The following is a 20,777-nucleotide window of genomic DNA, read 5'->3' on the forward strand; positions in this document are numbered from 1 at the left end:
AATCGTTCCGAAGGGCCGCCCCAAGGAGCAGCGGCCCTTCTTGAAGTGCGGTCTTATCCGGCGCTTGACATCAGCGCCGACAGATTGCCCCGGTGTTGATGCATCACCAGCCGGTTCAGCGCGTTGACATAGGCTTTGGCGCTGGCGACCACTGTGTCGGTGTCCGAAGACTGGCCGGAATAGACGATCCCGTCACGCGCCAGCCGTACGCTGACGGTGGCCTGCGCATCGGTGCCTTCGGTCACGGCATGGACCTGATACAGCTCCAGCCGCGCGTCATGCGGGAACAGCATTTTCACCGCGTTGAACGTGGCATCCACCGGACCGTCGCCGGTCGCATCGACGAATTTCTCCTCGCCGCCCACCAGCATGGTCAGTTCCGCTTCCTGCGGGCCATCGGTGCCGCAGATCACCCGCAAACGCTTGATTTGCAGATAGGCGTCCTCATCCGACAGGCTGGCTTCGGCCATCAGCGCGATCAGGTCGTCGTCATAGACCTCTTTCTTGCGGTCGGCCAAGGCCTTGAACCGCACGAACACGTCTTTCAACTGGTTGTCGCCCAACTCATAGCCCAGTTCCGACAGTTTCGCGCGCAAGGCCGCGCGGCCCGAATGCTTGCCCATCACAAGGTTGGTGGCGGCCAAGCCAATATCCTCGGGGCGCATGATCTCGAAGGTTTCCTTGTTCTTCAGCATCCCGTCCTGGTGGATGCCGGATTCATGCGCAAACGCGTTCTTGCCGACCACGGCCTTGTTATACTGCACCGGAAAGCCCGACACTGCCGCGACCATGCGCGACAGGCCCATGATCTTCGTGGTGTCGATACCCGTGCGGTAGGGCAGGATGTCGCCGCGCACGCGCAGCGCCATGACCACCTCTTCCAGTGCCGTGTTGCCCGCGCGCTCGCCCAGGCCGTTGATCGTGCATTCGACCTGACGCGCGCCAGCTTCCACGGCGGCCAAAGCATTGGCGGTCGCCATGCCAAGGTCGTTATGGCAATGCGTGGCGAAGGTGATCGTGTCGGCGCCCGGCACGCGCTCCAAGAGCATACGGATCAGGTCGGCACTCTCGCGCGGGTAGGTATAGCCCACCGTGTCGGGAATGTTGATCGTGGTGGCCCCCGCCTTGATCGCGGTTTCCACCACGCGGCACAGGAAATCATGCTCGGTGCGGGTGGCATCCATGGGCGACCATTGCACATCATCGCACAGGTTGCGCGCATGGGTAACGGTGTCATGGATGCGCGCCACCATCCCGTCCATATCCAGCGCCGTGATGTCGCGGTGCAGCGGAGAGGTGCCGATAAACGTATGAATCCGCCCGCGCGGCGCGTGTTTCACGGCCTCCCACGCGCGGTCGATATCGCCCAGATTGGCCCGCGCCAGACCGCAGATCACAGCATTGCGGGCGTTTTTCGCAATCTCGGACACGGCCTGAAAATCGCCCTCGCTGGCTATGGGGAAGCCCGCTTCGATGATATCCACGCCCATCTCGTCCAGAAGGGCGGCGATTTCCAGCTTTTCGCTGTGGGACATGGTCGCGCCGGGGCTTTGTTCGCCATCGCGCAGGGTGGTGTCAAAAATCAGGACGCGGTCCTGTTTGCTGTGGGTCATCGGGGTATTCCTTGGGGTCTGCTGCGGTTGGTCCGGGCGCATCTCACCTCTGAGCGGCGCGCCCGTCCGGCACGCTCAGAGGCCCCTAAGCAGAGCCAGGCTTTCAAGCGCAATCGCGCGGATATGATGCAGCATGCTCATGGGCGTAACTATAAGCCCGAGGGTCGCGGTTGAAAACCCCCGAAATCGGGCCTCAGCCCCGCGCGCGCGGGCCAAAGAGCAGCCACAGGATAAAGCCCAAAAGCGGCAGGAAGAACACGATCAGACACCACAGCACCTTGCGCCCGGTCGAGGCGCTGGAATTGATGGTCGAAATGATCGCCCACAGCCCGAGGGCGAGGAGGATAAGGCCGCCGAAACCGGTGAGTTCTGTCATGGGGTATGTCCTTCGGTTGCGTGGCGCGAGGGTAGCAGGTTTGGGGGTGGGTGCAATCTGATACAATTTTCAAAAAGTGGATTGTGCAGGAGTGACGTTAAATTGGACGTTGACCTTTATAATGAAATGCTGTAAAAAATATTTTTTACGTGCCTCACTCAACTTTTCACTATCATAGAATTGATGGGAGCAGAGATGCATCTTAAAAGCCCCTTTTTATATTCTTTAGTTTTGCTCGTGTTCGGTTCCAATGCTCTGGCGCAAACCGAAGGTGCAATTGTTATACCTTATTCGGAACTAGGCACCCATGCTGCACCGTATGACTTTCGGTCTGCCTATGGAAGAATAAAATATAATATTGACTTCGCTGTGGATGTTGAAAATGGGTTACCAGATGAATCAAGTGTTGAAAATAGCTTGGAAAGTTTCCTTCGAGACGCCGTCGTTCGCGCTTTCGGAGGAGAGTCTGGAAGCTACGTTCTTACGATAGGCGTGTTTTCTGGATCTAAAGAGATTGTAAAGAAGGCGCTTGTTTCTTTCGCGTATGAACGGAGAAGGTTCTTATTTTTTACGACCGATGCCAGTTTGACTGCAAATTTGTCAAGATCAGGTGTTCTTGTTGATAACTTCCCAATAGACTTGAGTAATAACAACCTAAATGTTCAACTTCGTTTGCAAAAAAATAGTAATGTGTTTTTGGATACCTCCCAGTTTAACGAATTTAGTGATCAAGTTTCTTTGCTTTCATTTAACGCGCTTCAACCGGCTTTCGAGCTGCTGCCAAACATGCAAAACGCTCTGAACGTAATGGCAAAGGTCGTCGATACGCAAAATGATACTGACGTGTCAAATGACGTTGGAATGCGGTTTGTTGATTCTGGCACAGAACTGCCATCCAGTATCGCATTCTCTATTCGCGGTTCGCGCGGACGAGATGGCGTTTACCTGAATGGGTTGGATGTTTCGGTATCGTTCGAAATTGAGACATCGCTGTTTGCTAATCACACAGAAAGCGGCTTTCAGGACATTGACCTTTCAACTGTTCTACCGTTTGCAGTTGTTGGTTCTTCGTCTGCGGCGATTCACTTTGATAACGCTATCGGATCGAGAAGCTATGAAACTTTGAGAAGTTATCTGGCATCACTAGAACGAGGGTCCTTTCCGAGTGATGCGACGCCAACATCAGTCTGTAGGGAACTTTGGGATACACTGCTTGAGTTTTTTACGGTTGACGACGCGTCCTTGATATATGCTGCTTACTTGTGGCGCTATGCTTTTGAACTGAATGTAGAAGGTGCAAAAAGAGCTTGTGTGGATCGCTACACACGGCCTTTCTCGCGTCTCAATATTCCTTATGAGAGCATTGATATTTCAAATTAGAAGACTGGTTTTTTTGATTACAGCCGTCGGTCAGTTTAGGATTTTCACAGACCCCTCACCCCCTCTGCAACTTCACCGGCTCCGTCCGGGCCAGCCGCAGCACATGCGCCATAAACGGTTTCGCCGCGTCCTCGTCCCGCACCGCCGCATATAGCCGCCGGGTCAGCCCGCCCTCGGTCAACCGCTTGGTGACGTAATCCGAATGATACCGCACCTCGCGCAGCACCCAGTCGGGCAGGACCGACACGCCGCGCCCGGATGCGACCAGCAGCAAGATCACCGCCGTCAGTTCCACCTGCCGCACCGCGCGCGGCTCCACCTTGGCGGGCGTCAGAAGCTGGGTGAACACGTCCAGCCGCGCGCGCTCCACCGGGTAGGTAATCAGCGTCTGGTCGCGGAAATCCTCTGCCTCTATGAAATCCTTCCCCGCCAGCGGGTGCCCCTTGGCGGCGACGAACACGGGTTCATAGTCAAACAGCGGCAGGAATTGCACGCCGTCCAGCGCTTCGGGGTCTGACGAGATGACCAGATCCACCTCTTCGCGCCGCAGGGCGGGCAGGGCATCGAAGGCCAGACCGGGGCGGATATCGACATCGACATCGGGCCAAGCCTTGCGGAACTGCTCCAGCACCGGGAACAGCCAGTCGAAACAGGCATGGCATTCGATGGCAATGTGCAGCCGCCCCGAACTGCCCTTGACCAGCCCCGCAAATTCATCTTCCAGCGCCGTCACACGCGGCAGGATATCCTCGGCGGCGCGCAGCATTTTCAGCCCCGCCGCCGACAATTTCAGCGGTTTCGAGCGGCGCACGAACAGTTCGACCCCGGCCTGATCTTCCAACCCCTTGACCTGATGCGACAGCGCCGATTGCGTCATGTTCAGCAATTCGGCGGCGCGGGCCAGCCCGCCTGCATCGTGAATGGCCTTGATCGTGCGCAGGTGGCGGAATTCGATATGCATAGAGCGCTCATAATCATGTTGAAGATAATGAATTGGTTTCACATCCGCGCCTGTGGCACAAGATGCGAAATCCAACCGGAGACGACTCATGTCCGCACCGCGCATTTCTTTCGAATTCTTCCCGCCCAAGACGCTGGAAGCCAGTTTCAAGCTGTGGGACACGGTGCGCATGTTGGCCCCGCTTGGCCCGCAATTCGTATCCGTCACCTATGGGGCAGGCGGTACGACCCGCCAGTTGACGCATGAGGCCGTGACCACCATCGGCGCGCAATTCGACCTGAATGTCGCCGCCCATCTGACCTGCGTGGATGCCACGCGTGCCGACACCTTGGCCATTGCCGACAGCTACGCGCAAGCGGGCGTGACAGAGATTGTGGCCCTGCGCGGCGATCCGCCCAAGGGGCAGGGGGGCTTTACCGCCCATCCCGAGGGTTTCGCCAATTCTATCGAACTGATCGAGGCGCTGGCGGCGACCGGCAATTTCAACCTGCGTGTGGGGGCCTATCCGGAACCCCACCCCGAAGCCGCCGACAGCTTGGCCGATGTGCGCTGGCTGAAGCGCAAGTTCGAAGCTGGCGCGCATTCCGCGATCACGCAGTTCTTCTTCGAGGCAGAGACCTTCCTGCGCTTTCGCGACGCTTGCGCGGCGGAAGGGATTGATCGACCGATCATCCCCGGCATTGTCCCCATCGAAAACTGGTCGGGCATTCGCAAATTCGCGCTGGCCACGGGGGCCACTGTGCCCGCATGGCTGGATGAGGCGTTCGAAAAAGCCAAACGCGACGGGCGCGAAGACCTGTTGGCCACCGCGCTGTGCACGGAGCTGTGCGACACGCTGATGCGCGAGGGGGTGGAAGACCTGCATTTCTACACGCTCAACCGCCCGCATCTGACGCGCGACGTGTGCCATGCGCTGGGTGTGCAGCCGCAATTCGCGCTGGAGAATGTCGCCTGACCCATGCGCCTGCGCATGAAAAAGCCGCATCGGAATGATGCGGCTTTTTGCGGTTCATGGCGTGCGTTCAAAGCGCCGTTCAGTTCCAGCAGGACACAAGCACCGTCAGATCGCCCGCGACCCGCGTCAACTGCTCGGGCGGCACGCTGACACCGTCGCGCAACGTGCCGCTGGCGACGCCGTTTTCTGACAGAAACCCGCGGATCGCCTGTGCGGACACCGCGAAATTCACCTCTGGCGGCAATTGACGATTTTCCATCGGCGGCTGGCCCGACAGCAGCCCCAGAACCGCACCGTTCGGCCCAAAGACCGGCCCGCCCAGATCGCCTTGGGCCACGGTTACGTTCAGGCGCAACACGCCGTCTTCCCCGTTCAGCCCGCCCGTGGCATCCAGCCGCCCGAAGGTCAGCACAGGGCGTGTCAGCATATCCTCGAAGGAATAGCCAGAGATCGTGATCTCTTGCCCCACGGGCATGTCCCCTTCAGCGAATTGTGCAAACGCCAGCGGCACAAGCGGGGTTTCGGGTTCCAGCACGGCAATGTTCAGCGCATCGTCGCGGGCGCGCACGCGGGCGGTATAGGCCTCGTCAAGGGTCACGCGGTCGCATTGCGCGACGGCTTGGGCGGTGGTCAAGGTTGTTCCGGTCGCGTCAATGTAAAAGCCCGAGCGCGAGAAATCAGGGCGGCGCACGGCCAGACCGGCCAGAAGCGCAGAGCGCGCGACCTGGCTGGCTTGCCCCGTGCTTTCGGGCAGGGTGCCGCCGAATGTCGTGAAGCTCTCTTGCATCATCGGCAGCACGCGGGCCATCTGGTCGTCGCGCTCTGGCGTCCAGACCAGCGTGTAGCCCTTGATTTGCCCGCCCCGAAACTGCGCGAATGTATGCGAGCGCAGCTCTTCGTTCTGACCGGTCAGGGTAAAGCTGTTCGCCTCGCGCTCGCGCGCGCCTTCCAATGGGACAATTTCCAGCGTCTGCATGATCTCATACAAACCAAAAAGCGTGGCCTGATTGCCCGGCTGGGACAAAAGCAGCACCTGCACGCCACTGTCATCCTTGGCGGTAAAGCGCGAGAAAGGCGCTTCGTGGCGGTCGAAATCAACCATGGCAAGGGGCAGGGCGATCTCTATGCCTGCATCGGCGTCACGAATGGTCTGCATACCCAAAGCTGCCAATTCGCTTTGGTAATCATCCAGCAATTCCGCGCGCTGGCGGGTGGTCAGAACGCCGGTTTCTTCATAGCCGTTGTCGGCCTGCCACGCCGCCATAGAGCGGCGCGTGCCGGGGCCGAACGCCGCGTCGATGCGCTGGGTGTAAAAGCCGAACCATTGCAGCGCGGTCTGCAAGTCCGCGCGCTGATCGCGGTCCAATTGGCGTTCGGAAATCTGCGCTTCGCGCAGGGTTTCTTCGGGTTCTGGTTCTGGTTCTGGTTCCGCCGTGGCAAGTGGGTCTGGCGTTTCGACCGGTGGCGTTTGCGGTGTGACTTGTGGGGCGACTGCCGCCCCGTCCACGGGAAAGATGCGCGCGCGGTAATTTTCACCGCTCGACACAAAAGCATCCGGCGGGATGGCGCGTTCGGCGCGCAGCTGGCGGCGCACCTCGAAGGCGTCGGTATCGGTCTCGAACGGGCCAAGGGTTAACGCGTACCACTCCGAGGGAAGCTGAAATCCGCTGACATTGCCGATGCTGTCTTGGTATTGCTGCGCGCGGGTCAGGGCCACGTCCAACTCGCGATGCGCTTCCAGTTGCACCCACCGGCTGTCTTGCGCAAGCGCCGGGCCAAGCGCCAGCCCCGAGACACTGGCGGCCAGAAAAACCGCCGTGTTGAAATACCGTGTCATGATGTTCAATTCCTTCCCCGTATTCAATAGACCGACCGTCCGCGCCCGGTTTCGGCGTTGACCCTTGACGGATGCTTGCCTATGCAGACGCAGCTTTACGAGATTGCGCTGACATGGCAAGGGGCCGAAATGGCGGAAGTCGCTGAAAACCGTTCACAAAAGCCTGCATGCTTTCAGGAAATCATCCTGAGGTTGCAGAACTACTGGGCCGCCAAGGGCTGTGCCGTGTTACAACCCTATGACATGGAAGTGGGCGCAGGCACGTTTCACCCGGCCACCACCCTGCGTGCGCTGGGCTCAAGGGCGTGGGCGGCGGCCTATGTCCAGCCCTCGCGCCGCCCCACCGACGGGCGCTATGGCGAAAACCCGAACCGTTTGCAGCATTACTACCAGTATCAGGTCATCATCAAACCCTCGCCGCCCGATCTGCAAGAGCTTTATCTTGGGTCTTTGCGCGCGATCGGGATTGACGATGCGCTGCACGATATCCGCTTTGTCGAGGATGACTGGGAATCCCCCACGCTGGGCGCTTGGGGCTTGGGTTGGGAAGTGTGGTGCGACGGGATGGAAGTGTCGCAATTCACCTATTTCCAGCAGGTCGGCGGGCATGATTGCAAGCCGGTTTCTGGCGAATTGACCTATGGTCTGGAACGCTTGGCCATGTATGTGCTGGGGGTCGATCATGTCATGGACATGCCCTTCAACGCGCCCGATGCCATAATTCCGCTGTCCTATGGCGATGTATTCCGCCAGACCGAACAGGAATATTCCCGCTGGAATTTCGATCAGGCCGATACCGACACCCTGCTTCAGCATTTCAAAGATGCAGAGGCCGAATGCCAGCGCATCCTTGCGGCCCCGGCCACCGACAGCGCGGGCCGCAGCATCATCATGGCGCACCCGGCCTATGACCAATGCATCAAGGCCAGCCATCTGTTCAACCTGCTGGATGCGCGCGGCGTCATTTCCGTGACCGAGCGCCAAGCCTATATCGGCCGCGTCCGCGCGCTGGCCAAGATGTGCGCGGATGCCTTCGTGCAGACCGCCGCCGGGGGGGCTTGATGGGCCGTTTCCTTGTTGTTCTGCTGCTGGCCAGTGCCGCGCTTGGCGGCGCAGGCATGTGGTATTTGCAGGTGTATGGCTATTACGACACGCTTCCCGCACAAGGCAGCATCGCGCTGACCCATGCGGGCGAAGACACCCCGCGCGATGTGGCCGTGACCGCGTTCGAAGGGATTGACGCCATCTCCTCTCCCATCCGGTTCCGCGCCTGTTTCACGCTGGCTGACATGGCTGAATTCGCGCCCTATGACGGGGCCACGCCCCTGAACGCGCCCGGTTGGTTCGACTGTTTCGATGCGGGCGCGATTGCTACCGCGCTGGATGCGGGCGCGGCGCAGGCCGTGACCGCCCATGCCAATATTACCTATGGCATAGACCGTGTGGCCGCCATTTTCCCCGATGGCCGCGCCTATGCTTGGCACCAGATCAACCCCTGCGGCACCGCGCATTTCGATGGCGACCCGGTGCCGCCGGGCTGCCCCCCTCCGCCCTCAAGCGAAGAATGACCCATGGCTGACCTTCTGATCGAACTCTTCTCCGAGGAAATTCCGGCGCGTATGCAGGCGGGTGCCGCCGACGCGCTGAAAAAGCTTGTCACCGATGGGCTGGTGGACGCGGGGCTGACCTATGCCCATGCGGAAGCCTTCGCCACGCCGCGCCGTCTGGCGCTGGCGGTGCAGGGGCTGTCCGACCACAGCCCAACCCTGCGCGAGGAACGGCGCGGCCCGAAAGTGGGCGCGCCGGAAAAGGCGGTCGAGGGGTTCTTGCGCTCCACCGGCCTGACCATGGATGACCTGAGCATTCAGGACGACAAGAAGGGGCAGGTTTACGTTGCCCATGTCACGACCGCAGGGCGCGCAGCGCCGGTGATCGTGGCAGAGGTGCTGGAACGCACCATCCGCAACTTCCCATGGCCCAAGTCGATGCGCTGGGGCGCGGGCAGCTTGCGCTGGGTGCGGCCGCTGCATTCCATCCTGTGCATCCTGTCGCGCGAAGATGGCGCGCAGGTGGTGCCGCTGAACGTGGATGGCATCGTGTCGGGCGACAGCACGCGCGGACACCGTTTCATGGCGCCGGATGCGTTTTCTGTTGCGAATTTCGAGGATTACGCAGCAAAGTTGAAGCGCGCCAAGGTCATCTTGGACCCTAGCGAACGCGCGGGCCATATCTGGAACGAGGCGTCGCAACTGGCCTTTGCCCAAGGGCTGGAACTGGTCGAGGATAAGGGCCTGCTGGCCGAAGTGGCCGGGCTGGTCGAATGGCCCGTGGTGCTGATGGGGCGGATTGAGGATCAATTCCTCGACCTGCCGCCGGAAGTGCTGCAAACTTCTATGAAAGAGCATCAGAAGTTCTTCTCGGTGCGCGACCCGAAATCGGGGCAGATCGTAGGGTTCGTGACGGTTGCGAACCGCGAGACGGCGGATCAGGGCGCGACCATTCTGGCTGGGAACCAAAAGGTTCTGGCGGCTAGGTTGTCGGATGCAAAATTCTTTTGGGACAATGACTTGCGGCTTGTTTCTGATGCAGGGCTTGAAGGCATGGGGGCAGGGCTGTCCGATGTGACCTTCCACAACAAGCTGGGGTCGCAGGCCGACCGGATTGACCGCATCGCGGCGCTGGCGCGCGAGATAGCGCCGCTGGTGGGTGCGGATGCCGATATGGCAGAGCAAGCCGCCCGCGTGGCGAAGGCCGATCTGCGGTCGGGCATGGTCGGGGAATTCCCAGAACTTCAAGGGGTTATGGGGCGCTATTATGCACTGAAAGGCGGCTATGCGCCAGAGGTGGCCGATGCCTGCCGCGACCATTATTCCCCCCTTGGCCCGTCCGACGATGTGCCCACCGCGCCCGTCACCGTCGCCGTGGCGCTGGCCGACAAGCTGGACACGCTGACCGGGTTCTGGGCGATTGACGAAAAGCCCACCGGGTCGAAAGACCCTTTTGCGCTGCGGAGAGCGGCGTTGGGGGTTATTCGGTTGGTGTTGGTAAATGATGTCAGGTTCTCACTCCTAAATATCCTTGCCTCGTCTCATTTCCAAATTTGGCTTCGCCTGTATGACACCGGGTACGCTGACCGCGTCAGACGAGTAGCCATAATCGCAAGAGAGATGGGTATCCCTTTCGACGACGCTTGGGAGAAACTCAAAGAGATGTCTGAGGCGGCTGAAGATGCTTCAGAGTTTCTGTCAGAGTTTTCCGCAAAAGATGCAGACCTTATCGAAGAAGTTAAGATTGAAGTGGGAGACCTTGATCTAGGCCAAACAGATGCAGCGTTGACACTCCCATTTTTCCACGACCGCCTCAAGGTCTACCTGCGCGATCAGGGTATCCGGCATGACGTGATCGACGCGTGCTTGGCGATGCCGGGCAATGACGACCTGACGCTTCTGGTCAAACGCGCCGAGGCGCTGTCGGACCTGCTGAAAACCGATGATGGCGAGAACCTGTTGCAGGGCTTCAAGCGCGCCAACAACATTCTGACGCAGGCAGAGGAAAAGGACGGGGTGGAATACAGCTTTGGTCCCGATCCGAAACTGGCGGACACCGACGCGGAACACGCATTGTTCACCGCACTCGACCAAGCCGAAGCCGCGATCACCCCCGCCATGCAGGCCGAGGATTTCGCCGCCGCCATGCAGGCCATGGCGGGCCTGCGCGCGCCGATTGATGCGTTTTTCGATGCCGTGCAGATCAATGCCGAAAACCAGATCCTGCGTCGCAACCGTCTGAACCTACTGCACCGCATTCGCGAGATTTGCTTGCAGGTGGCGGACCTGACAAAGGTCAGCGGCTGACCCTCGCCCGTGGTTAACAGGCGCGTTGTTCGCGGGTCACATGTGCATGGCCGCCATAAAGTGCCTATCGCCACGGTCTGGGGCGGCAGGCCCCGGCCATCCGCGGCCCGTTACCCCGCCGCATCCTCGAACCGCCACCCGGCGCGGCGGGGCACGCGGACGGCCAGCATCGGTTTTAGAAGCGGTTGCGCGTAGCGGCGCAGGTCAAGTGCTTCATGCACGCCGACGGACTGTTCCCCGTCGATGGTGGTCTGCACGGCAGAGCGCGCGTAAAACGGCGCATCCAGCATGGGCAGCACTTGCCGCGGCACAACACCCGCATCGGCCCGCGTTTCGCGCCGCACGGCCCATAGGCTGCGCTTAAAGCGGGCGCGGGGTGGCGGCGCGATATGCTCCATCCGCCCATCGGGGTGGAAATGCAGCGCGGTCGCTTGTTCGGACCCGTCGCGCAGCACAGCGTCGTAAAAACAGGTCGCGCCATGGCTGCGCGGGAAGCGGCCCCATGTCCAATAGTTGAAATCATCCTCCAGCGCGGCGGTGCCGAAATTCGCGTCGAAATAGCCATGGCCCTGCCATTTATGGCCCGGCGACAGGTCCACCTCTATGCGCGCGATGGGGGCGAAGGGTTGCCAATGATGCGCGCCATCGGGGGTCAGGTCATGCACTTGACCAAACAGCGCGTCCGGGTGCAGCGTGACCGTGCCGCGCACGCGGCTGATGAGCGGGGGGGACGAAATCTCGTTCACTTCGATCACCAGACGGTCGCCGTCCCAGCGCATGGACGAGGGGCCGACCTCGAACACATCTTGCGATTGGCGCAGGGCTTCGCGCCCCCGGTCGGTCATGGTAAAGCGGCCCTTTGGCCCATAGGTCGCCACGTTGATGCAGCAATGATTGGCCGGATCGCGCCGCCCCGACCATTTATACCAAGGCGAGAAAACCGACCCTATGAACCCGATGACCGAGACGGCGCGCGTGCCGCAATCGCTGATGCCGTCGACATACCACCATGCGTAACCATTGGGGCCGACCTGACGCGTGAAATCCGGTCGCTGAGCACCGCCTGCGCCGCGTGCCCCCCCGAGAGCAGCGCCATCGGCACGCCCGCCCCCGGATGCACCCCGCCCCCCGCCAGATACAGCCCCGCCAGCTTGGTGCGCGCCGTGGGCCGCAGGAAGGTCGCGGCGGCACCGTTCGGTGATAGCCCGTAAAGTGCCCCCCGGCTGTGCGGAAAGAGGGCCGCGAACCCCGCCGGCGTGGTCAGGCTGTCCGGCCCCGGTCGCGGGGTCAGATGCAGGCCGAACTGCGCCAAGCGGTCGAAGGGGTGGGTTTGACATGATGCGTCTTTCTCTGGGCTGCCCGGCCGGGTTGCGGGCGCGTTCAGGATGAATTGAAACCGCTCAAGGCCCTTGGGCGCAGCGCCCGCCGCGCGGTCTTGCGCGCAGACATAGATGGTCGGGTCTTGCGGCGTGCGGTCCTTGGCCAAAGGCGCGAATTCCGCGCCCGCGTCATCGGCAAAGAACAGCGTATGATAGGCAAGCGCGTCGCGGCCCAAGCCTTGCGGGCTCACTTCGGCGGCAAAGGTCCAGACGCGCGCTGACAGGCTGCGCGGCTGGGTTTGGCGGCGCTTGGGGGCTTTGGCGGGCTGGTCCAGCAGGTAAGGTAGCGCTGCCGGGTCGCCGTTGAAGATGATCTGGCGCACGGATGCGCCAGTGCCATCGGCCAGTTCCAGACCCGTCACGCGGCCATTGTCGGTGGCAATGCGCGCCACGGGGGTATTCAGGCGCAGCGTGCCGCCCAAGCGCTGAAACAGCGCGGCAAGGGCTTGCGCCAGCCCGGCCATGCCGCCTTGCACCGCCCAGACGCCCGCCGCTTCGGCCTGCCAGACCAGCCCCAGCACGGCAGGGGCGAGCATGGGGTTGCCGCCCACATAGGTGGCATAGCGCCCGAACAATTGCCGCAAGCGCGGGTCCGACAGGCGCGCTTGCAACATGCTGTCCAGCGACCGCCCCGGCACCAGCCATGGCAGGGTTGCGCGTGTGGCAAGGGCTGCGCGGGCAGAGGCCAGAACGCGCGGGCGCGGGCTGCGCATGATCGGGGCGTCAAAGGCGTGAAACAGCGCGCGGGTTTCTGTGCTGAACCGGTCGAACTCGCGTGCGGCGCGGGTGCCGAAGGCGGTGGCAATGGCTGCGCTATTCTCGGCAGGGTCATGCGTCAGATCCAGCCTTGTGCCATCGGCCCAGTAATGGCGGGCAAGAATTGGCAGGGCGGTCAGGGTGACGTGGTCCTTTGTCGCGCGGCCGGCGCTGGCGAACAGATCATCCAGCACATCGCGCAGCGTCAGGACGGTTGGCCCGGCATCAACCGGGCCGGCAGCAGAGGGGACCGTGCGCATCTTGCCGCCGGGCCAGCCATGCGCCTCATAGATGGTCACATCGCGGCCTGCCGCGGCCAGCTGGATGCCCGCGGCCAAACCACCCATCCCGGCGCCGATGATGGCGATGCTGTCGTCTGCAAGGGTCATGTTAGGAATTCTTGACTCTTTGCGCAAAACTGTCCAGTGTAATTTACACATACCTGTCCATTTGTTCTGACATACGCAGCGAAGGGAGGTCGCCATGGACCTGAGCCACCGAATTGACCGCGCGATGAGCGCCGCGATTGCCCGCGCGCAAGGGGCCAGTGTTCCCGAAGGTGCCGTCCCCGGACGCTTGGCCGCCGCGTTGAACTATGCCGTCACGCCCGGTGGCGCGCGCATTCGCCCCACGATTTGCCTGTCTGTTGCCAAGGCCTGCGGCGATGATCGCCCGGCATTGGCCGATTCGGCGGCAATCGCGCTAGAGCTGATCCACTGCGCCAGCCTTGTGCATGACGATTTGCCCGCGTTCGACAATGCCGATTTCCGGCGCGGCAAACCGACCGTGCATCTGGCCTTCAGCGAACCCTTGGCGGTGCTGACCGGCGACAGCCTGATTATCGCAGCCTTTGACGAGTTGGGCCGCGCCACGGACCAAGACGCGCTGCGCGCGCTGAAACTGGTGCGCTTGCTGGCGCGCCATACCGGCATGCCGCATGGCATCTGCGCGGGGCAGGGCTGGGAAAGCGAGGCAAAGGTCGATCTGCGCGCTTATCACATGTCGAAAACCGCCGCGCTTTTTGTTGCCGCCACCCAGATGGGCGCCATGGCTGCCGGGCAAGACCCCGAGCCATGGGAAGAACTGGGCGCCCGCATTGGCGAGGCGTTCCAGGTGGCCGATGACCTACGCGACGCGCTTTATGACGAGCAAGCCTTGGGCAAGCCCGTGGGCCAAGACGTGGCCAATGCCCGCCCCTCTGCGGTCGAGGAATTGGGCGTGCAGGGTGCGATCAAGCATTTGCAGGACATCCTGTCGGGCGCGATTGCGTCCATCCCCTCTTGCCCCGGCGAAGGGCAGTTGGCGCAGCTTGTCCGGCTTTACGCCGAACGCATGACCCCCGTCGCGCCCGCGCGGGTGTAACGCCATGACCGTCAACCGCTGGCACTCGAACCCTCCCCCGTCGCGCCCGCGCGGGTGTAACCCATGAGCGATACGCCCGCGCCGGATGCCCCGTTCCGCCCGGTCGGGCTGGTCAACCGGCTGGCGGCCTCGCTCCGGTTTCAGGCGTTTTGCGCGCGGGTTCCGGGGCTGCGGGGCATTGCGCGGGCCGAGGGTGCGGCGCTGTTCGACCTGATGCAAGGCTTCGTGCAAAGCCAGATGCTGGCCGCGCTGGTCGAATTGCGGGTGTTGCATATTCTGGCCGATGGGCCTGCGACGGTCGATGCCTTGGCGCTGCGCGCCGAAGTTCCGCCAGAGCGCATGGCGATTCTGGCGCAGGCCGGGGCCGCGATGGGCGTGATGGTGCGGCGCGGCGCGACGTTCAAACTGTCGCGGCGCGGTGCGGCCTTTCTGGGGGTTCCGGGGCTGGCCGACATGGTGCGGCATCACTCGGTTCTGTATCGGGATCTGGCCGATCCGGTCGCCTTTATCCGTGGCGAAACCGACCCCGACCTTGCCCGCTTCTGGCCCTATGTCTTTGGCGCGACCGGCCCGATGGACCCGGATGTGACCGCGCGCTATTCGCGGTTGATGACCGACAGTCAGGGCATTGTCGCGCAAGATGCGTTGCGCCTGCTTGATCTGAAAGGGGTTGCCCAGCTTCTGGACATTGGCGGCGGCACCGGCGCGTTTTTGCGCGCGGTGCGGGCGCGCTACCCCGATTTGTCGCTCGCCTTGTTCGACCTGCCCGATGTGGTCGCGCAAGCCGCCCTTCCTGCCGATGTGGCGCGCCATGGCGGGTCGTTCCGGGCCGATCCGCTGCCACAAGGGGCCGATGCGATCAGCCTTGTGCGGGTGCTTTATGACCACGCCGATGACACGGTCGCCGCCCTTCTGGCCAAGGTTTACGCCGCTTTGCCGCCCGGCGGGCGCCTGCTGGTGATAGAGCCGATGTCGGGCGGCGCAAAGCCTGACCCGCACACCGATGTGTATTTCGCAGTTTACACTTTGGCCATGCAAACCGGGCGCACGCGCTCTGCCGCCGAAATTGCAGCGATGCTGGCCAAAGCCGGTTTTACCCAGATTTCCAAGCCCAAAGCCGCCCGCGCCTATGTCACAGGCGTGATCGAAGCGCGCAAACCGGCATTGCCAGAGACCCGTGCAAAATAACTGTCAATAAAGATTGACAGTATGTTCTGTATCATTAAGATTACACATGGGGCCGAGTCACGTCACTGTGACGCGCCCTTGACCGACGAAGAGGACACGACGTGCAGACCCAGGCGATCATCCTTTCCGCCCCGCGCCAGCTTTCGCTGGGCATGGTCGAATTGACTGCGCCGGGCCCGCAGGATCTGGTCATCCGGGTCGATCATTCGGGCGTGTCCACCGGCACGGAAAAACTGTTCTGGACCGGCGAGATGCCGCCATTCCCCGGCATGGGCTACCCGCTGGTTCCGGGCTACGAGGCCTGCGGCGAGGTGATCGAGGCTGGGGCCGACAGCGGCTACAAGCTTGGCGAGCGGGTGTTCGTGCCCGGCGCGAATTGCTTTGCCCCGGGCGAATCGGGCCCGGTTCATGGGCTGTTCGGTGCCGCCTCGAACCATCTGGTCAGCAATGCCGCCCGCGTCACGCGGGTAGATGCCGCCATGGGACCGGAAGGCGCGCTGTTGGCGCTGGCCGCCACCGCCCGCCATGCCATTGCCGCGCCGCAAGCGACCATGCCCGAGTTGATTATCGGCCATGGTGTGCTGGGCCGTCTGATGGCGCGCATTGCCATCGCCATGGGCGCACCTGCGCCAACGGTGTGGGAAACGAACCCCGCGCGCGCCACCGGTGGCGCGGGCTATCAGGTTCTGGACCCCGATGCCGACCCGCGCCGCGATTATCGCGTGATTATGGACGCATCCGGTGCCGAAGGGCTGCTGGACAGCCTGATCGGGCGCATCGCCAAGGGCGGCGAAGTGGTGCTGGCGGGCTTTTACACCAAGCCCATCCAGTTCAATTTCGTGCCCGCCTTCATGCGTGAAGCGCGGCTGCGCATTGCCGCTGAATGGCAGGCCGACGACCTGACCGCCACGCGCGATCTGATCGACGCGGGCAAGCTGTCGCTGGCCGGTCTGATTACCCACCACGCCCGCCCCGACAGCGCGGGCCCCGCCTATGAGACGGCCTTCAGCAATCCTGACTGCCTGAAGATGATCATCGACTGGGAGGCAACCGCATGACCCTCGACATTCCGAACCTCAAGGACTTCGACCAGCGTTTGCGCGACGAAGCGTCCGCCGAACCCACGCTGGAAGTGCCGCAATCGGAACCGACCAAGCACACCCAGATCATCGCGATTTATGGCAAGGGCGGAATCGGCAAGTCGTTTACGTTGGCCAACCTGTCTTGCATGATGGCCGAAATGGGCAAGCGGGTGTTGCTGATCGGCTGTGACCCGAAATCCGACACCACCAGCCTTTTGTTCGGTGGCAAGGCCTGCCCCACGATCATCGAAACCTCCTCGGCCAAGAAACTGGCGGGTGAGGAAGTGGCGATTGGCGATGTGTGCTTCAAGCGCAATGGCGTTTACGCCATGGAACTGGGCGGTCCGGAAGTGGGCCGTGGCTGCGGCGGTCGCGGTATTATCCACGGGTTCGAACTGCTGGAAAAGCTGGGCTTTCACGACTGGGATTTCGACTATGTCCTGCTCGACTTCCTGGGCGACGTGGTCTGTGGCGGCTTTGGCCTGCCGATTGCCCGCGACATGGCGCAAAAGGTGATTCTGGTCGCCAGCAACGACCTGCAATCGCTCTATGTGGCCAACAATGTCTGCTCGGCGGTGGAATATTTCCGCAAGATGGGCGGCAATGTGGGTGTGGCCGGGCTGGTCATCAACAAGGATGACGGCACGGGCGAGGCGCAGGCCTTCGCCGAAGCGGTGGATATTCCCGTGCTGGCCGCCATCCCCGCCGATGACGATTTGCGCAAGAAATCCGCCAATTACCAGATTGTCGGCACCGCTGCCGGGCCGTGGGGCGAGATGTTCGCAGGGCTGGCAGAGGCCGTGGCCATTGCCCCGCCCGTGCGCCCTGCGCCGCTGAACCAAGATGGGCTTTTGGCGCTGTTCGACAGCAAGGACACGGGCGGCGACGTGGTGCTGGAACCGGCAACCGACGCCGATATGCGCGGCAAGAACGCGGTCGAAAAGGTCAGTCTGGAAGTGGTCTATGACGATGCGTGATGACGTTGATCCCAAAGCGGGCGGCGAAGTCAGCTACGACACGGCCGCCGATACGCCCGTAGAAGTGCTGGAAAGCGATCTGCCGGATGCGCCCGAAAGCGTGTCGCCCGACGGTATGGGCTGCCATGCCCCCGCCGAACAGATGGCGGCGCAAGCCCGTGCGTCCGGCAATGGCGCGGTGCTGGACCAATTCGCCAAGGATTACCCACAAGGGCCGCATGACCGCCCCGAATCCATGTGCCCGGCCTTCGGGTCGTTGCGCGTGGGGCTGCGGATGCGCCGTGTGGCGACGGTGCTAAGCGGCTCTGCCTGCTGTGTCTATGGGCTGACCTTCGTGTCGCATTTCTACGGCGCGCGGCGGTCGGTGGGCTATGTGCCCTTCAACTCGGAAACGCTGGTCACGGGCAAGCTGTTCGAGGATATCCGCGATAGCGTGCACGAAATGGCCGATCCCGACCGCTATGACGCAATCGTGGTGACGAACCTGTGCGTGCCCACCGCCAGCGGCGTGCCGCTGCGGCTGTTGCCCAAGGAAATCAACGGGGTGAGGATTATCGGCATTGACGTGCCGGGATTTGGCATTCCCACCCATGCCGAAGCCAAGGACGTGTTGGCCGGTGCCATGCTGAACTATGCGCGGCAAGAAGTGGCCGCGGGCCCTGTGCCTGCGCCGAAAGCAGGCCGTTCTGACCGTCCGACCGTGACGCTGCTGGGAGAGATGTTCCCCGCCGACCCGATGATGATCGGGGCAATGCTGGCCCCGATGGGCTTGGCGGCTGGCCCGGTTGTGCCCACCCGCGAGTGGCGCGAGTTATATGCCGCGCTTGATTGCGGCGCGGTGGCCGCGATCCATCCGTTCTATTCGGCGGCGGTGCGCGAGTTTGAAGCGGCGGGCCGCCCCGTGGTGGGGTCTGCCCCCGTAGGGGTGGATGGCACGCATGACTGGCTGGCCGCGATTGGTGACGCGATGGGCGTGAACCCCGCGCAGGTCGCCGCCGCGCAAAACGCCTTCATCCCCGCGATCAAGGGCGCGCTGGCCGCGAACCCGATCAAGGGGCGGATCACGCTGTCGGGCTATGAAGGGTCTGAATTGATCGTCGCACGTCTGCTGATCGAAAGCGGCGCGGATGTGGCCTATGTGGGCACGGCTTGCGCCGCGTCACGGTGGAGCCAAGCTGACCGCGACTGGCTGGAAGCGCGCGGTGTTGCCGTGAAGTTCCGCGCGTCACTGGCTGATGATCTGGCCGCATGCGATGGTCTGGACCCCGATTTGGTTATCGGCACCACGCCCGTGGTGCAGCATGCCAAGCAAAAGGGCACGCCGTCTCTGTATTTCACCAACCTGATTTCCGCGCGCCCCCTGATGGGGCCTGCCGGGGCCGGGTCCTTGGGCGAGGTGGTCAATGCCGCCATCGCGGGCAAGGCGCGCATGGACAAGATGCGCGACTTTTTCGAGGGCGTGGGCGAAGGCGATACGGCAGGCATCTGGGAAGGCTCGCCGAACCTGCGCCCAGATTTCCGCGCGGCACACCAGAAGAAGCTGGACAAAGCTGCGCGCGTTGCCAAAGCGCAGGAGATGATCTGATGCTTGTTCAAGATCACGACAGGGCAGGCGGATACTGGGGCGCGATCTACGCGTTCTGCGCCGTCAAAGGCTTGCAGGTGGTAATCGACGGCCCGGTGGGCTGCGAGAACCTGCCGGTGACATCGGTATTGCACTATACCGATGCGCTGCCGCCGCATGAATTGCCCATTGTCGTCACGGGCCTCGGCGAGGAGGAGTTGGGTCGGGACGGAACCGAAGGCGCCATGAAACGCGCTTGGAAAACGCTCGACCCCGCTTTGCCCGCCGTGGTGGTCACCGGCTCGATTGCCGAGATGATCGGCGGCGGTGTGACCCCGCAAGGCACGAATATTCAACGCTTTTTGCCGCGCACCATCGACGAGGACCAGTGGGAAGCCGCTGACCGTGCCATGACGTGGATTTTCACCGAATTCGGCATGACCAAGGGCCGGATGCCGCCAGAGAAGAAGCGCGACGAGGGCGCGCGCCCGCGCGTGAACATTCTTGGGCCGATGTATGGCACCTTCAACATGCCGTCCGATCTGGCCGAAATCCGCCGCCTTGTCGAAGGCATCGGGGCAGAGGTGAACATGGTCATGCCGCTGGGCGCGCATCTGGCCGAGATGCGCAACCTTGTGAATGCGGACGTGAATATCTGCATGTATCGCGAATTCGGGCGTGGCCTGTGCGAAGTGCTGGGCAAGCCCTATCTGCAAGCGCCCATCGGCATGGACAGCACGACGAAATTCCTGCGCCGCCTTGGAGAGCTTCTGGGGCTGGACCCCGAACCCTTCATCACCCGCGAGAAGCATTCAACCCTGAAACCGATGTGGGATCTGTGGCGCTCGGTCACGCAGGATTTCTACGCGACGGCCAGTTTTGCCGTGGTCGCGAATGAAACCTACGCACGCGGCTTGCGCAATTATCTGGAAAATGATCTGGGCATGCCCTGCGCTTTTGCCGTGGCCCGCACACGCGGCAAGAAAACCGACAATGACCGCGTGCGCGCCATGATGGGCGAAAAGCGGCCGCTGATCGTGTTCGGGTCGATCAACGAAAAAATGTATCTGGCCGAATTGAAGGCTGGACATGGGCCGGCACCTGCGTTCATCCCCGCAAGCTTTCCGGGCGCGGCGATCCGCCGTCATACCGGCACGCCGATGATGGGCTATGCCGGTGCCACCTATGTGCTGCAAGAGGTCTGCAACGGGCTGTTCGATGCGCTGTTCCACATTCTGCCCCTTGGCAGCCAGATGGACGCGCATGACGCCACCCCCGCAGAGCTGAAGCGCGACCTGCCGTGGTCCGCCGAAGCCAAAGCCGAGCTGGACCGCATTGTCGCCCAGCACCCCATTCTGACCCGTATCTCTGCCGCGCGCACCATGCGCGACGCGGTCGAGAAAGCCGCGCTGGCGCAAGGCGCGGACGAGGTCGACACCGCATTGGTGCGGGGTATCGCCCCCGCACCGGCCAGCACCTGATAGCAGGAGGAA

At 62.4% G+C, this 20,777-nt stretch carries 17 protein-coding genes; 11 read left to right on the forward strand and 6 right to left on the reverse strand.

Annotated elements, in window-relative coordinates:
• Positions 1 to 53: 53 nt before the first annotated feature.
• Both AWT76_RS06785 and AWT76_RS06790 read right to left on the reverse strand, forming a co-directional pair.
• The gene (locus AWT76_RS06785) at positions 54 to 1,613 is read right to left on the reverse strand and encodes a 2-isopropylmalate synthase (protein WP_072245670.1); all 1,560 of its coding nucleotides are present in this window, start codon (positions 1,611 to 1,613) and stop codon (positions 54 to 56) included.
• A gap of 193 nt (positions 1,614 to 1,806) precedes the next feature.
• Positions 1,807 to 1,989, reverse strand: coding sequence for a PLD nuclease N-terminal domain-containing protein (locus AWT76_RS06790; protein WP_072245671.1), 183 nt, complete (start codon positions 1,987 to 1,989; stop codon positions 1,807 to 1,809).
• A gap of 195 nt (positions 1,990 to 2,184) precedes the next feature.
• Here AWT76_RS06790 and AWT76_RS16700 point away from each other — a divergent pair, with 195 nt between their 5' ends.
• On the forward strand, positions 2,185 to 3,369 hold the full coding sequence (locus tag AWT76_RS16700; RefSeq protein ID WP_176699357.1) for a hypothetical protein: 1,185 nt from the start codon (positions 2,185 to 2,187) through the stop codon (positions 3,367 to 3,369).
• Positions 3,370 to 3,424: 55 nt separating this feature from the next.
• Here the strand turns inward: AWT76_RS16700 and AWT76_RS06795 are convergent, their stop codons facing one another.
• Positions 3,425 to 4,330, reverse strand: a complete 906-nt coding sequence (locus tag AWT76_RS06795; RefSeq protein WP_072247556.1) for a LysR family transcriptional regulator — start codon at positions 4,328 to 4,330, stop codon at positions 3,425 to 3,427.
• An 88-nt stretch (positions 4,331 to 4,418) separates the two neighbouring features.
• Here AWT76_RS06795 and metF point away from each other — a divergent pair, with 88 nt between their 5' ends.
• Positions 4,419 to 5,285, forward strand: coding sequence for a methylenetetrahydrofolate reductase [NAD(P)H] (gene metF, locus AWT76_RS06800; RefSeq protein WP_072245672.1), 867 nt, complete (start codon positions 4,419 to 4,421; stop codon positions 5,283 to 5,285).
• Between the two features lie 79 nt (positions 5,286 to 5,364).
• Here the strand turns inward: metF and AWT76_RS06805 are convergent, their stop codons facing one another.
• On the reverse strand, positions 5,365 to 7,122 hold the full coding sequence (locus AWT76_RS06805; RefSeq protein ID WP_072245673.1) for a serine protease: 1,758 nt from the start codon (positions 7,120 to 7,122) through the stop codon (positions 5,365 to 5,367).
• A gap of 129 nt (positions 7,123 to 7,251) precedes the next feature.
• Here AWT76_RS06805 and AWT76_RS06810 point away from each other — a divergent pair, with 129 nt between their 5' ends.
• The 3 genes from AWT76_RS06810 to glyS are packed head-to-tail and all read left to right on the forward strand — an operon-like array spanning position 7,252 to position 10,976.
• Complete coding sequence (locus AWT76_RS06810; protein ID WP_072247557.1) at positions 7,252 to 8,184, forward strand: glycine--tRNA ligase subunit alpha; 933 nt, start codon at positions 7,252 to 7,254, stop codon at positions 8,182 to 8,184.
• Positions 8,184 to 8,690, forward strand: coding sequence for a DUF6446 family protein (locus tag AWT76_RS06815; RefSeq protein ID WP_072245674.1), 507 nt, complete (start codon positions 8,184 to 8,186; stop codon positions 8,688 to 8,690). The genes AWT76_RS06810 and AWT76_RS06815 overlap by 1 nt, the downstream gene beginning before the upstream one ends.
• Positions 8,691 to 8,693: 3 nt before the next feature.
• On the forward strand, positions 8,694 to 10,976 hold the full coding sequence (gene glyS / locus AWT76_RS06820; RefSeq protein WP_072245675.1) for a glycine--tRNA ligase subunit beta: 2,283 nt from the start codon (positions 8,694 to 8,696) through the stop codon (positions 10,974 to 10,976).
• Positions 10,977 to 11,086: 110 nt separating this feature from the next.
• Here the strand turns inward: glyS and crtC are convergent, their stop codons facing one another.
• Positions 11,087 to 11,968: a carotenoid 1,2-hydratase gene (crtC, locus tag AWT76_RS06825; protein WP_072247558.1), complete on the reverse strand. Its 882-nt coding sequence runs from the start codon at positions 11,966 to 11,968 to the stop codon at positions 11,087 to 11,089.
• Entirely contained in the window at positions 11,923 to 13,500 is a 1,578-nt protein-coding gene (gene crtD, locus AWT76_RS06830; RefSeq protein WP_072245676.1) for a 1-hydroxycarotenoid 3,4-desaturase CrtD, read from the reverse strand. The genes crtC and crtD overlap by 46 nt, the downstream gene beginning before the upstream one ends.
• 94 nt (positions 13,501 to 13,594) lie before the next feature.
• On the opposite strand from crtD, the gene AWT76_RS06835 reads away from it, so the two are divergent.
• The 6 genes from AWT76_RS06835 (at position 13,595) to bchZ (ending at position 20,765) form a co-directional block, all read left to right on the forward strand.
• Positions 13,595 to 14,473, forward strand: a complete 879-nt coding sequence (locus AWT76_RS06835; protein WP_072245677.1) for a polyprenyl synthetase family protein — start codon at positions 13,595 to 13,597, stop codon at positions 14,471 to 14,473.
• 63 nt (positions 14,474 to 14,536) lie between these two features.
• Complete coding sequence (locus AWT76_RS06840) at positions 14,537 to 15,661, forward strand: methyltransferase (RefSeq protein WP_072245678.1); 1,125 nt, start codon at positions 14,537 to 14,539, stop codon at positions 15,659 to 15,661.
• Positions 15,662 to 15,762: 101 nt separating this feature from the next.
• Entirely contained in the window at positions 15,763 to 16,719 is a 957-nt protein-coding gene (bchC, locus tag AWT76_RS06845) for a chlorophyll synthesis pathway protein BchC (protein WP_072245679.1), read from the forward strand.
• A complete protein-coding gene (locus tag AWT76_RS06850) occupies positions 16,716 to 17,720 on the forward strand; it encodes a chlorophyllide a reductase iron protein subunit X (RefSeq protein WP_072245680.1) in 1,005 nt (334 codons plus the stop codon). The genes bchC and AWT76_RS06850 overlap by 4 nt, the downstream gene beginning before the upstream one ends.
• 115 nt (positions 17,721 to 17,835) lie before the next feature.
• The gene (bchY, locus tag AWT76_RS06855) at positions 17,836 to 19,305 is read left to right on the forward strand and encodes a chlorophyllide a reductase subunit Y (RefSeq protein WP_072247559.1); all 1,470 of its coding nucleotides are present in this window, start codon (positions 17,836 to 17,838) and stop codon (positions 19,303 to 19,305) included.
• Complete coding sequence (gene bchZ / locus AWT76_RS06860; RefSeq protein WP_072245681.1) at positions 19,305 to 20,765, forward strand: chlorophyllide a reductase subunit Z; 1,461 nt, start codon at positions 19,305 to 19,307, stop codon at positions 20,763 to 20,765. The genes bchY and bchZ overlap by 1 nt, the downstream gene beginning before the upstream one ends.
• Positions 20,766 to 20,777: the final 12 nt, after the last annotated feature.

The sequence above is a fragment of the Roseibaca calidilacus genome, assembly GCF_001517585.1.
Classification (GTDB): Bacteria; Pseudomonadota; Alphaproteobacteria; order Rhodobacterales; family Rhodobacteraceae; genus Roseinatronobacter; species Roseinatronobacter calidilacus.

Bases quoted from the DNA above. Each gene is read 5' to 3' on its own strand.
- AWT76_RS06785 (WP_072245670.1), bottom strand. From the start codon at position 1,613: ATGACCCACAGCAAACAGGACCGCGTCCTGATTTTTGACACCACCCTG.
- AWT76_RS06790 (WP_072245671.1), bottom strand. From the start codon at position 1,989: ATGACAGAACTCACCGGTTTCGGCGGCCTTATCCTCCTCGCCCTCGGG.
- AWT76_RS16700 (WP_176699357.1), top strand. From the start codon at position 2,185: ATGCATCTTAAAAGCCCCTTTTTATATTCTTTAGTTTTGCTCGTGTTC.
- AWT76_RS06795 (WP_072247556.1), bottom strand. From the start codon at position 4,330: ATGCATATCGAATTCCGCCACCTGCGCACGATCAAGGCCATTCACGAT.
- metF (WP_072245672.1), top strand. From the start codon at position 4,419: ATGTCCGCACCGCGCATTTCTTTCGAATTCTTCCCGCCCAAGACGCTG.
- AWT76_RS06805 (WP_072245673.1), bottom strand. From the start codon at position 7,122: ATGACACGGTATTTCAACACGGCGGTTTTTCTGGCCGCCAGTGTCTCG.
- AWT76_RS06810 (WP_072247557.1), top strand. From the start codon at position 7,252: ATGGCGGAAGTCGCTGAAAACCGTTCACAAAAGCCTGCATGCTTTCAG.
- AWT76_RS06815 (WP_072245674.1), top strand. From the start codon at position 8,184: ATGGGCCGTTTCCTTGTTGTTCTGCTGCTGGCCAGTGCCGCGCTTGGC.
- glyS (WP_072245675.1), top strand. From the start codon at position 8,694: ATGGCTGACCTTCTGATCGAACTCTTCTCCGAGGAAATTCCGGCGCGT.
- crtD (WP_072245676.1), bottom strand. From the start codon at position 13,500: ATGACCCTTGCAGACGACAGCATCGCCATCATCGGCGCCGGGATGGGT.
- AWT76_RS06835 (WP_072245677.1), top strand. From the start codon at position 13,595: ATGGACCTGAGCCACCGAATTGACCGCGCGATGAGCGCCGCGATTGCC.
- AWT76_RS06840 (WP_072245678.1), top strand. From the start codon at position 14,537: ATGAGCGATACGCCCGCGCCGGATGCCCCGTTCCGCCCGGTCGGGCTG.
- AWT76_RS06850 (WP_072245680.1), top strand. From the start codon at position 16,716: ATGACCCTCGACATTCCGAACCTCAAGGACTTCGACCAGCGTTTGCGC.
- bchY (WP_072247559.1), top strand. From the start codon at position 17,836: ATGGGCTGCCATGCCCCCGCCGAACAGATGGCGGCGCAAGCCCGTGCG.
- bchZ (WP_072245681.1), top strand. From the start codon at position 19,305: ATGCTTGTTCAAGATCACGACAGGGCAGGCGGATACTGGGGCGCGATC.